This window comes from Nocardioides sp. CF8 (assembly GCF_000389985.1).
GTDB classification, from domain to species: Bacteria; Actinomycetota; Actinomycetes; order Propionibacteriales; family Nocardioidaceae; genus Nocardioides; species Nocardioides allogilvus.
Window position 1 is genome coordinate 338877 of record NZ_CM001852.1, and the last position, 12467, is coordinate 351343.

The 12467-nt window shown below is 65.4% G+C and carries 10 protein-coding genes; 8 read left to right on the forward strand and 2 right to left on the reverse strand.

Annotation, left to right across the window (positions count from 1 at the left end; translation table 11 throughout):
- Positions 1-471: 471 nt before the first annotated feature.
- The gene (locus CF8_RS01670) at positions 472-822 is read right to left on the reverse strand and encodes a cupin domain-containing protein (RefSeq protein WP_010831405.1); all 351 of its coding nucleotides are present in this window, start codon (positions 820-822) and stop codon (positions 472-474) included.
- 93 nt (positions 823-915) lie between these two features.
- The gene (locus CF8_RS01675) at positions 916-1986 is read right to left on the reverse strand and encodes an alpha/beta hydrolase family protein (protein WP_010831406.1); all 1071 of its coding nucleotides are present in this window, start codon (positions 1984-1986) and stop codon (positions 916-918) included.
- A 280-nt stretch (positions 1987-2266) separates the two neighbouring features.
- Here CF8_RS01675 and CF8_RS01680 point away from each other — a divergent pair, with 280 nt between their 5' ends.
- The 8 genes from CF8_RS01680 to CF8_RS01715 form a co-directional block, all read left to right on the forward strand.
- Positions 2267-4588 (forward strand): xanthine dehydrogenase family protein molybdopterin-binding subunit, encoded by a 2322-nt coding sequence (locus tag CF8_RS01680; protein WP_269634812.1) that lies wholly within the window; start codon positions 2267-2269, stop codon positions 4586-4588.
- 174 nt (positions 4589-4762) lie between these two features.
- Positions 4763-6367, forward strand: coding sequence for a sugar ABC transporter ATP-binding protein (locus tag CF8_RS01685; RefSeq protein ID WP_010831408.1), 1605 nt, complete (start codon positions 4763-4765; stop codon positions 6365-6367).
- The gene (locus tag CF8_RS01690; protein WP_036489983.1) at positions 6364-7440 is read left to right on the forward strand and encodes an ABC transporter permease; all 1077 of its coding nucleotides are present in this window, start codon (positions 6364-6366) and stop codon (positions 7438-7440) included. The genes CF8_RS01685 and CF8_RS01690 overlap by 4 nt, the downstream gene beginning before the upstream one ends.
- A 2-nt stretch (positions 7441-7442) precedes the next feature.
- Positions 7443-8186, forward strand: a complete 744-nt coding sequence (locus CF8_RS01695; RefSeq protein ID WP_010831410.1) for a DsbA family oxidoreductase — start codon at positions 7443-7445, stop codon at positions 8184-8186.
- A gap of 70 nt (positions 8187-8256) precedes the next feature.
- The gene (locus tag CF8_RS01700; RefSeq protein WP_010831411.1) at positions 8257-9507 is read left to right on the forward strand and encodes a PucR family transcriptional regulator; all 1251 of its coding nucleotides are present in this window, start codon (positions 8257-8259) and stop codon (positions 9505-9507) included.
- 177 nt (positions 9508-9684) lie between these two features.
- Positions 9685-10572, forward strand: coding sequence for an FAD binding domain-containing protein (locus CF8_RS01705; RefSeq protein WP_198016931.1), 888 nt, complete (start codon positions 9685-9687; stop codon positions 10570-10572).
- Positions 10569-11063 (forward strand): (2Fe-2S)-binding protein, encoded by a 495-nt coding sequence (locus CF8_RS01710; RefSeq protein ID WP_036489985.1) that lies wholly within the window; start codon positions 10569-10571, stop codon positions 11061-11063. Before CF8_RS01705 ends, CF8_RS01710 begins: the two co-directional genes overlap by 4 nt.
- 803 nt (positions 11064-11866) lie before the next feature.
- The coding region (locus tag CF8_RS01715) for a sugar ABC transporter substrate-binding protein (RefSeq protein WP_156887303.1) at positions 11867-12467 on the forward strand (601 nt) is incomplete at its 3' end.

Genomic DNA, 12467 nt, shown 5'->3' on the forward strand with positions numbered 1-12467 from the left:
AGCGCTACACCACTACCTGGGACTTGACCCCGAGGTGCCAGAACGATCTTCTCTGACGGCGCTAGACGACATCGGACGCGCTACCGGACGCGATGATCATCACCGCTCATCACAGAGCAATCGGCGCGACCTGGACTCAGCTGACCCATCGAGCTGCGCGTCCCGCAGGACTCATCCTCGTGGTACTCGTTTCGTGTGACCCAGAGAGTGGCCGCGGCAAATTCGGGACGGGGGATGAACCGCTGACGCCGTGCATGTGGCACCGGCGGTAGTGCACGAGGTTGATCTTCCACCAGACCGTGCCTTGTCGACGCAGCCGAGCGGGGGATGCCGGCTACTGGGTGCACGGTACGACTTAGCGGGCGTCGTCGCTCAGCTGACCGCGTAGATCAATCGGGCCAGACCTGAGATGACCTCCGCCCCGGTCGTCAGCGACGACCGGGGCGGAGAGCGAGCCTGAGATGTGCGATGTCAGTCGGCGAGTACCCAGACCTCCCGGAACTTGGTGTGGAAGGTCCACGTCGAGACGTGTCCGGCAGGAAGGAACGCCTGCATCCCCGCCTTGAGGTCCACGCGCGAGCCATTCTCGAGCTCGATCGTGACCTCGCCCTCCAGGACGTAGATGATCTCGTTGAACTCGAGCGTGTAGGTGGTCTTGGACGGCTCACACTCGAAGACCCCGGTCGCCCGGGCCCCTCCCTCGTAGTTCTCGAAGAGGGTGAATCCCCGCCCCTTGGGGTCTCCTTCGTGAATGGTGACCCCGTCGGGCTGCCACGTCTCCAGTTCGACGGTCCCTGACTCGACGGCCTTGATCTCATCCATAGCGTTCCTACCGTTCTGCAGCCGTGTGGCTGCCGTGATGGGTGTGGTGTGGCCCGCGCGGCGCTGCTGTCGCGTACGCCGCGCGGAGCCGGTCTAGGGGCGAAGCTGGTTCGCCAGCCAGTCCGCCATGCGGAGGCGCGGGGCAGGGCCAAGGTTGTGGCAGCAGTGGTCGCCCTCAGGCTCGAGATCGATCGTGATGTCAGCGTTGACCGCGTACTCCTGAAGGACGTCCAGCTCCGTGATGGGCGTCTCGTCCTTGGCGCCATGCAAGACGTAGGTGGGGACCTTGAGTCCGGCCAGCACCGGTCGCACGTCGATGGCGTCCCGGACCCGCACCTGCGCAGTGGCCAGATCGGGCGACTTGGTGACGTACTGCCAGCTGAGCTTGGTCATGGGGTACTCGAAGTCCCAGTCGTCCATCTGGACGAAACCACCCCAGGTGACGCACGCGCGGAAGCGGTCGTCCATCGCGGCAGCACGCAGCGCGTAATGTCCACCCAGGCTGCGGCCGAGTACTCCAATCCGGTCCCTGTCGATTGTCAGGTCAAGGGTCTCGAGGTAGTCGACCACTCGCGAGGTGTAGCGGTGGTAGTCGCCGGCAAGCGCCACGTCTTCGAACATCTCACCCTGGCCCGGGCCGTCGAACGTGAACGTGGCAACGCCTCGCTCGAGCAGGAGATTCTCGAACATGTAGCTCTCCTCCTTGGTGCTCTCGAGGCCGCCGAGCAGCACCGCGCACGGGACTGGCCCGTCGGCTCCCTTGGGCCGGCGCAGGTAGCCGATGATGACGGTGTCGTCGATGGGGAGGTCTACCCGTTCAGCCGGAGGGTCGAGCAGGGGGGCGGCTCGGTGGTAGAGCCCTGCCTTGCGGAGCTGGCCCTTCGGACGGCGCTCGTCGAACCAGAGAAATTGCGCGTACTGCGCAGCCATCGATCCGACCCAGAACCAGTAGCCAGCCGTGAGGTCGTTTCCGTCCTCAAGGGCCGTGTCACCCATGGCCTCGTACTCGTCCGCCTTCGCCATCCAGAAGTCGAACCACGACGTAGCAGCATCCCGACGCTGGGCGGCCAGGAGGTCAGCGAACGGCAGACCGTCCATCAGTAGGCGGCCCCAGTTCAGCATCTCTTCTTCTGCCGTCGGGACATGCGGGGTCTCGGTCGTCATCTCTTCTCCATAGGTCGGGAGCCAGCATCTTCCCCACTTCGCGCCCGTCGTCCGTCTACATGTTCCGCGAAACCTAGGCATCTCTTTGCTGCTCACCTAGCAAGAGGCCCGCGCATGTACATGTTCTGCCCAATGTGCGGGTGCGCTTCTCCCGCCTGCGAGCAGCGCAACGCGTGGTGGCTGGTGACACTTCGACTCTCGGTACATCGCACAGAAGTGAGGACGAGCAGTGAGTAGACCCGGCGCTTCCGGCGGCCTCGGCCCTTCAGCCAAGCGATACGTGGGGCAGCCCGTGCGTCGTCGTGAAGACGCGCGGCTCCTGCGGGGCGATGCACGTTTCGTGGACGACGTCGACATCCATGGACAGCTGTACATGAGCGTGGTGCGCTCATCGGAGGCGCACGCGCGAGTGGTCTCCGTGGATGCATCCGCCGCGCGACGGTCTCCAGGAGTCCGGCTCGTCATCACCGCCGACGACATCGATGCTGAGGTGCCGCTCGAACAGATCGGCTACCACGAGGTCTATCCACAGATCGATGACTACCTGCACCCGGTCTTTGCAGCCGACCGCGTCCGATACGTCGGGCAGCCCGTTGCCGCGGTCATCGCTGACACGCCCTACCTGGCCGAGGACGCCGCTGGACTGGTGGAAGTGACCTACGACCTCCTTCCCCCGGTGCTCGACCCTCAGTACGCGCTCACCGATGAGGCCGAACCACTCTTCGAGGGACAGTCCAACGAGGCCGTGCGGATCGTCAAGGCGTACGGCGATGTTGCCAGCGCCTTCAAGAAGGCAGCCCATGTCGTCGAGGGCCGATACGTGGTCGGGCGTCACTCCGGGGTCCCCATGGAGACGAGAGGCTGCATCGCTGAGCCGGACCGCGGACGCAAGCAACTGTTCATGTGGGGCCCGGTCCACACGCACGACTGCCAGCGCCTCATCGCGCAGGTCCTCGAACTGCCGCTCGCGGATCTCCGGATGAAGCACGTCGACATCGGAGGGAACTTCGGCGTCAAGGGCGGAGTGTTCCCCGAATACATCATGGTCGGCTGGGCGGCGATGCGCTTAGGGCGTCCAGTCAAGTGGACCGAGGACCGGCTCGAGCACATGGTGGCGAACGCGCACGCTCGCGAGCAGGTGCATGAGATGGCGGCCGCGTTCGACGCCAATGGGGTTCTGCTGGCATTGAAGGACGAGATCTGGCACAACCACGGAGCGTTCATCCGGCAGGCGGAGCCGCTCGTCAGCGACATCACCGTCGGGATGGTCCCGGGCCCCTACCGAGTGCCGGCGTACGACGGCCTCCTTCACGTCGTGGTGTCGAACAAGACTCCGCTGTCCGCCTACCGTGCGCCAGGCAGGTACGAAGGGACCTTCGCTCGCGAACGACTCCTCGACCTCGCGGCCGAACAGATCGGCATCTCGCAGGTGGAGATCCGGCGGCGCAACCTGCTGACCGAAGCCGACCTCCCGTTCGTCCCGGGCATGGACATCTGCTTCGAGCCCTACCACTTCGACTCGGGTGATGTGGTCGACCACTTGGACAAGGCGCTCGAATCAGCAGGCTTCGACGAGTGGCAGCGGGAGGCTGCGGAGCTCCGAGCACAGGGACGCCTTGTGGGCAACGGCATCGGCATGCTGATGGACAAGGCCGGCCTCGGGCTGTACGAGACGAGCGCCATCGACGTGGATGCGTCGGGACGGATCCGAGTTCGGACAGGCGCATCATCTGTCGGGCAGGGCATCGAGACGGTGTTGGCGCAGATCGTGGCCGAGGAGCTCCAGGTCGATCCCGAGCTCATCGACGTCATCCATGGCGACACCGAGCTCGTGCCAGAGGGGGTCGGTTCCTGGTCGAGTCGCTCGACGGTCCTGGCCGGGGGAGCGGCGCGACAGGCTGCCCTCGACACGCTGGCCAAGGCCAAGAGGCTCGCCAGTGAGATGCTGGAGGCAAATGTCGACGACCTGATCCTGATCGACGGTCGCATCGTGGTGTCCGGGCTCGAGCAGGAGGGCTTGAGCCTGGGGCAGATTGCCGAGCGATGGGACGGGTGGTCCGCCAGATTGGCCAATGACGAACCGGGTCTTGGCGCGCAGGCCGTCTATCTGGACGAGCACATGAACTATCCCTACGGCGTCACCCTGGTTCAGATCGAGATCGACCCGGCTACCGGGGGTCACACATTGAGGCGTTTCCTCACCAGCACGGAGGCTGGACGAGCCATCAACCCGATGACCACCCGTGGCCAGGTGATCGGTGCGGCAGCGCAAGGCATCGGCGGTGCGCTGTATGAGGAGTTCCTCTACGACGAATCCGGTCAACCGTTGGCGACCTCGTTCATGGACTACCTCCTGCCGACCTCGCTGGATGTGCCCGATGTCGACTTCTTCATGACCGAGGACGCGCCTACGCCGAACAACCCGTTCGGCGCCAAGGGCTTGGGAGAGGTGGGCCTCATTGCTGTCGGCGCGGCCGTAGCGGGTGCCATCGACGATGCCTTCGGCGAGGGGGTTCGCACGATCAAGGTGCCAGTCCCACCCGAGACGCTCTGGCGGAGGTCGCAATCGATCGCGCGCAACGACGAAGCCGGGCCGATGTGAGTCAAGACACTCTGAACACGTCAAACGGTGCTCTCGCATTGTCCGGAATCGAATAGCCGCACTCGCTCCCGAAGATCCACAGTTGCGTGTCTTCTCGGTCCGGGAGGCCGGGACGGCACCGATGGCCGGACCAAGCACGGACCGTGCGCAGAGCAGCCACCACCAGGAGCACCAATGAACGAGCAGACAGCGACGGAGCCAACCCGGGCCGAGCAGGCGAGGAAGGTTGCGCTCGCCGTGCAGGACGTCAGCAAGACCTACGGCGCCACCCGCGCCCTCGACGGAGTGTCCCTGGAGGTGACGACCGGTGCCATCCACGGTCTGATGGGCGGCAACGGGTCTGGAAAGTCCACGTTGATCAAGATGCTGGCGGGCGTCGTCACGCCAGACGAGGGCAAGCTGGCGCTGAAGGGCGATTGGATCGATGCGCGGTCTCACACGCCGGCGCGGGCAAAGGCATCCGGACTGCACTTCGTCCACCAGCAGAACTCGACCTTCCCGGACCTCACGGTCGCCGAAAACCTGGCGCTGGGGCGCGGCTTCGAGTCGACAGCCGTCAGGTCCATCAACTGGAGTGCTCAGAAGGCGCGGGCCAGGCAGGTGCTCGACCGGTTCGAGATCGACGTAGCCGCCGACACTCATCTGGTTCGACTGTCCCCTGCAGCTCAGATGATGGTGGCGATCGCCAGGGCGCTGCAGGACCAGGACGACACCGACGAGCGCGGCGTGCTCGTTCTGGACGAGCCGACGGCCAGCCTGCCGAAGCACGAGGTTGACGTGCTGCTCACCGCGCTGCGACGGTACGCCGCCGACGGTCAGACGATCATCTACGTGTCGCACCGGCTCGAAGAGGTCACCGCCATCACCGATGAGGTGACGGTACTCCGCAACGGCAACGTCGCCTCACGCCTCATCGGCACCGAGATCAGCCACGACACCCTCGTGGCCGGCATCACCGGATCGACGTCTGGGACGCATGCCGGAGGTTCGCGGCGTGCCAACGATGCGATTGCGAGCAGGGTCCACCTTTCCCATGCGGCGGGTTTCCGAGAGACGGCGCTCACGTTGAGTCGTCGTACGGCGAGCGGTCTGGAGGGCGAATCGCTGCTGCTACGAGCCGGCGAGATCGTCGGCATCGCCGGCCTACTCGGCTCGGGTCGCTCGCGCCTGCTGAAGCAGATCTTCGGCGCCGTTCCTCGGGATGACTTCGAAGTCACGGTGCGATCGGGCACGGTGCCGTCATCCGACATGCGGACCGCGATGAAGCGAGGCGTGGCCTTCGTCCCCGAGAACCGCCTGCGCGAAGCTGCACTGCCGGAACTCAGCATCGCTGAGAACCTGTCGATCACATCGCTCAGTGAACATTCCCGGGCGGGATGGATCCGGCCCTCGCGGGAGCGCAAGGCGGCCAACCGGCTGATCCAGGAGTTCGGGGTCCGCGCGCCCAGCACCATTGCGCCGTTGACAGCCCTCTCGGGCGGAAACCAGCAGAAGGTCATCCTGGCGAGGTGGCTGCAACGTCGTCCAGACGTCTTGCTGCTCGACGAGCCGACGCAGGGCGTCGACATCGGCGCTCGCAACGAGATCCACGAACTCGTGCGCGCCGCAGCGTCGGCCGGTACGGCCGTCCTGGTGGTCTCCTCAGATTTCGGGGAGCTGGCAGCGCTGGCTCAACGCGCCGTGGTCATCAGCGGCGGCGAGATCGTCGACAGCGTCGGCGGGCCTCTGACCGAGGACATCCTCAACGACATCGTGTACGCACAGGAGAAGGCACTATGAGTCACACCCAAGACACCACCAACGGGCCCGTCGCGGCCTCGGACGCGGCGACGTCGCCTGCTCCTGTCGACGCCGCCGAGGCAGAGCAGAGGCGAAAGGCGGTCCGATCCCGCACAGGCAAGGCACGTTTCGCAGGTTTCCTGGAGGCCTATGCTCTCTTGGTTCTCCTGGGTGTGATTGCCCTGTTCTTCTGCTTCTGGTCGGAGACTTCATCCACGTTCCCCACGGTGGCCAACATGCGGATCCTGCTCGCCAGCCAGGCCGTCATCGGAGTCATCTCGCTGGGAGCGCTGCTCCCGCTGCTCTGCCAAGAGTTCGACCTCTCGGTCGGCAACATCGCCGGGCTGTCGGCGATCATGGTGGCCGCGTCAGTGTCATCCAACGGTAGCGTGCTGGTGGCCGTGGCGCTTGCTCTCGCGATCGGTCTGGTGGTCGGCGGGGCAAACGCATTGATCGTCACTCGCCTCCATGTCAATGGCGTCATCACCACCCTGGGGATGTCGACGATCCTGGCAGGCATCATCCTGCAACGCACTGGCGGCCTGGCCCCAGCGAGCGACATCCCGCAGGCGATGACAAACTTCGGAACGGGCCTTGTCGCCGGCGTTCCGGTCATCTTCGTCACCCTCCTCGTGATTGCAGCGATCACCTACTTCGTCCTGAATCACACTTCCCTCGGCCGCCAGATCTACGCGGTCGGGTCGAACATGGAGGCGGCGAAGCTGGTCGGTCTGCGGACCGACGGGCTGCGTGCGGCGACATTCGTCGTCGGGGCGCTTCTGTGCGCCCTGGGAGGGCTTCTCTACGTCTCGCGGGCGGGTGGCGCGTCTCCCAACGTTGGAGTGACGTTCCTCTTGCCCGCCTTCGCAGCTGCCTTCCTCAGCGCTGCATCGGTTCGGCCGGGGCGGTTCAACGTGTGGGGCACCATCATCGCTGTCTACTTCCTCGCTGTGCTCAACAACGGGCTGAGCCTGGCCGGCGTCGAGCCCTACGTGAACGATTATGTGAACGGTGGTGCTCTCATCGCCGGCGTCGCTCTGGCCTCCGTGCTGTACCGCCGACGGACCACCTGATCGTGACGGCCGGAACCGATCGCGCTGCCGAGCACCTGGGGGACCCCTTCCAGGACCCAGCGCTGGTCAACACCACCGATGGCGTCATCACCGTCTGGTCGGACATCGGCTGTCCTTGGGCGAGCCTTGCCCTGCACACCTTGCGGTCTCGGGTGCTACATCGAGACATCGACATTCTCATCGACCACCGTGCATTCCCGCTCGAGCTCTTCAACAAGCGCGGCACGCCGAAGGGGATCATCGATGTCGAGGTAACTGCCATCGCCGGACTGGTGCCGGCTCTCGGTTGGCAGCCTTGGACCGCCCCCGACTGGCAGTACGTGGTTTCCACGATGCCAGCCATGGCTTCCGTCCAGGCTGCGAAGGCCCTCAGTGTTGGCGGCCTCCGTGCCAGTGACGAGCTGGACCATGCTCTGCGTCAGGCGTTCTACATTCATGGCCGACCGATCAGTGTGCACTCCGAGATCCTTACGGCTGCTGAGGGGTGTCCCTCGCTCTACCTGCCCGCACTCGAATCGGCTCTTGAGCAGGGGCGGGGTTACGGGGAGGTCTTCTCCCAGTGGCACACCGCGGCGGCGCTGCCGGTGCAGGGCAGTCCTCACATCTTCGTCAAGGACCGCTACGCGGAGCACAATCCCGGGGTGCGTTACCACTGGACGGCGCGTCCGGGCGAGGGATTCCCCCGCTTCGAGCAGTACGACGAATCTTGGGCGGACGCGGCCCTCGATGCCGTCGTGGCACCGTGAGCCGGTGCGCGCTGCTCGATGGGTTTCACTGCTCTGGGACGCCAATCGAGGACGCGCCTAGGATTGATTCATGACGATCGAGACCGACCTGCAGGTCGTGGCGAACGCGGTCCGCGCGCGTATCCCCGAACTTGTCTCGGCGATCGAGAGGACGTCCGCACAAGAGGTCCCTGAGATCTACGAGAAGGACGACCCGGTGTACAACGAAGCCGAGCGCTCCAGCGTCGTCTCAGCCGTCACGAGCATCGTCGACGGCTTGGCTGGCGGGCGGCGGCCACCCGACCGTCCCTCCGATGCTGCGCTTCAGGAAGCCCGCATAGCCGCCCAGGCTGGAATTGATCTGCACTCGTTGCTGCGCACCTATCGGGTGGGCCAATCGATTCTGTGGGACGTCATTCTTGAGGAGACCCTGCGCGTGGTCGACTCGGACGAGCGGCGCATGGCTGTCCTCAGGCAGGCATCGGACTACCAATACGGCTGGAACAACAAGGTGACGGAAGCCGTCATTGCCGCGTACCAGGCCGAGCACAACGCCTACTTCTTCAGGAGTCAGGACAGAAAGCGGCGAGCCGTCGTCAGCGACATCCTGCGCGGCATGCCGGCCGACGTCCAACAGCTCGGCTACAGCCTCCGCGCAGAGCATCTGGCGGTTGTCGCGTGGGGACGCTCGCCCGAAGCCAACATCCGCGCGCTGGCAGTCAGCTTGGACGCGAGGCACCTGACCGTGAGCGGCACGTCCGGGACGTACTTGGGCTGGCTGGGTTCGTCCACCTTGAAGCGTGTCCTCGAGGAGCGGCCAGAGGCGGCACGAGCGATGCGCGAAACCCACCTTGCCTTGGGCGAGGTGGCACATGGAGTCGAGGGATTCCGGTTGAGTCACCGGCAGGCGTGGCAGGCTTACAGAGTCGGCAGGCTCCGGGGCGCGGGTGTGGTCAACTACGGCGATGTCGCGCTGGAGGCCCTGATGCTCAAGGACCGCCAAGCCGTCCAGGACTTCGTGGCGCGTGAGTTGGGCCCGCTCCATGACGAGGAAGATCCGCGCGGAGAATTGCTGAAGTCCACGCTACGGGCCTACTTCCGGTCCGGACAGAACGCGGCCTCCACGGCACAGGCCATCCACGTCCACGAGCGCACAGTTGCCTATCGCCTCCGTTCGATCGAAGCCCGGCTCGGGGTGACCATAGGTGCTCGGCGGGACGAGTTGGCTGTGGCACTACGCCTCGCTGACGTTCTGAGCCAGGTGTCCAGTGCTGACCTACGCGATCTCGAGGTGCACGCGGACGCGGGCCTAGGGCCAGATCCCGAGGCCGCAGCGCCGTAGGTCGTTGGCCGGGCGGCTCTTGTCAGGTGTCGACCAAGAGGGCGCCAACCTTTGCCCGACTGCGTAGTGGGCATGTTGCGTCACTGTGACCAGACTGCTCGCACAGTCGGAACAAGGCGTCGTACCAGGACGCGCACCAGCGTTGGGACCAGTCGACGTTCCACGAGAGGGATGCCCGTGAAGCCACCGCCGTTCGAGTACGTGGTCGCCACCTCGGTGGACCACGCCATCGATCTCGTCAGCACGGACGAAGATGCAAAGTTCATTGCGGGCGGGCAGAGCCTCATTCCGCTGCTCAGCCTGCGATTTGCCAGCCCGACCGTGTTGGTCGACATCTCCCGACTCTCCGAGCTGCGGGACGTCCGTCGAGCCGGCGACGTGTTGCACATCGGGGCGCTCACTCGACACGCAGAGATCCAGAAGTTGCCCATCATGAAACAGGACGCTCCACTGCTCTCAGCTGCTGCAGGTTGGGTCGCCCACTCACAGGTCCGCAACCGAGGTACGTTCGGTGGAGCCGTCGCCCACAGCGACAGCGCGGCCGAGTTCCCGGCGGTGCTTCTCGCGACTGAAGCCACCATCGTCGCCCGGTCTCGCGATGGGGAGCGACGCATCCCGTGCCAGGACTTCTTCGGTTCCCACTTCCAGACTGCTCTCAACCACGGCGAGCTCCTGACGGGTGTGGAGCTCCCCGTGCACGACGATTCCACCAGGTGGGGGTTCTCGGAGTTCGCGCGGCGTAAGGGTGACTACGCCATCGGCGGGGCTGCGGTCAGCGCCCGCGTGGACGAACAGGGACGCTGCACGCGAGTGCGCGCGGGTCTGATCGCGGCCGGCCCTGGTCCCACCTCGGCTGAGGGGCTCGGTGAGGCCTTGCTCGACCGTGTAGTCGACGAGTCGGCCGTGTCGGACGCGGTTGCCCGCGCAGAACGACACCTGACCCCTGAGAGCAATGTTCATGGGACGAAGGAGTATCGGCGCGCCGTCGTCGCGGAATCTCTTCGTCGCGCTCTACGCCAAGCGTTCGAGCTTGACCACGCCGGAACCGATAGGAGATCCGCATGAAGACTCGTGTGACCGTCAACGGTGAAGGTTATGAGCGTGACGTCGAGCCCCGGATGCTCCTGTCGGACTTCTTGCGGCACGAGCTGGGGCTGACGGGCACCAACGTGGGCTGCGAGCACGGCGTTTGCGGCAGCTGTACCGTGCTCCTGGATGGCGAGCCTGTGCGCTCCTGCACCATGCTTGCGGTGCAATCCGACAGCCGGCGACTGACCACGGTCGAAGGGCTCGCGTGTGATCAGAAGTTGCACGGACTCCAAGAGGCATTCACCGCTTGCCACGGCCTCCAGTGCGGCTTCTGCACGCCCGGGATGCTGATGACCCTCCTGCCGATCTACAACGAGGCGCGGCGTCTGAGCGACGACGAGATTCGCGAGGCGATCTCGGGCAATCTGTGTCGCTGCACTGGGTACCAGCAAATCGTCGAGGCGGCCCGACAGGCGCTCGACGAGGCCGCCGAGCTGGCCGATCCCGATGCGGAATCTCAGTCGTGATCTGTCAGACCTGACCGGTCGTGAATGCGGCCTCGGCCGTCCCGCAGCGTGAGAAGTGGCGTGACCCTCCCCGCCATCTGACGTCCCCCCGACACGCGGGATCGCAGACCGAGCCCTTTGCTCGGGCACGGAGTGGCCGCAGCCCCCGGTGCCGTCCGGCTGTTCGGCATGATCGAACGCGCTTGATAAGCGGACGTCCTCTGGCGCATCCACGCCGGTGTGCAGGCAGCGGTCCCAGCCCTCGACCGCTTCACCACTGGGACCCGACTCGAGGTCTGCATCCGTCGGCAGCATGTCGGCATTCGCCGGTGAGACGGCACGGTCGCTTGAGCACAAAACGAGCAGCGGGCACGAAGCCGCGCCGTCGCCTGGGCACGCCATCGACCTGTCTAGCCCGCGCCGACCCCGACCATGGACTACTCGAAGGCACAGGCGATCTAGGTTCGCAGGTCGCCACGCTGCGTTTGTTGGAAGGCGCACAGCGGTAAGCCCGATTCGCCAGATTCAGGGAACAGTCGCGTCCGCCTGAATCTCAAGATGTTTCCACTCACGGTTGACAACGTCGAACGGGCTCACGAGGCCCCGACGACACAGTGGCGGAGGTCCCCGCAGATTCCGCAGTGGCCACCGAGCACCAGGACGTATGCGACGCGGGTAGTCGCCTAGGGATGGGCCCAGGCCCATCACGGCGACTCATGGGTCGCAGCAGTTCTTCAGCGACGACGGCCCGCACTCGGCGTGGGGGTCGCGCACCTCCAGACGGGTTTTGACCCCGTGCCTTGTATGCACTCGAAAGAGGAAAGATGCGTTCGACATTCAACAGGCCGGTGCGCCGGCTCGCCGGCGCCTCAGTGGCGCTCGTCGTACTGGCCGCCGGAGCGGCATGCAGCACCGAGTCCGATACGCCAGCAGCCGGTGGCGGTGGCGGTGGTGGCGACGACGTCGCGCAGAACGCTGCAGAAGCACTGGAATCGGAGTTCTACGGACAGGGGAGCTACGCCGAGCCGCCCGCGGAGGGTCCCGACGCTCAGCGCGGAGCCCGAATTGCGATCGTCAACTCCGGCGTGCAGTCGCCCACAGGTACCAAGCAGGTCGAGGCCGCGCGTGAGGTGGCTGAACTGCTCGAATGGGACTTGACGGTCTACGACGGCAAGTACGAGCCGGCCGAATACCAGGAGGGCATCCGGCAGGCCATCTCACAGAAGGCAGACGTCATCTGGCTCTACTCGATCGACTGCCCCCTCGCCGAGACCGCACTGGCCGAAGCCAAGAAGGCGGGCATCCCCGTGGTCTCCCAAGAGGCCGCAGACTGCACGGATGTGGATCCTCAGGCCGAGTCCTACTTCGCCGACACGCTCGCCTTCAGCCAAGGCATGAATCGCCCCGGGTCTGATGGAGGCTCTC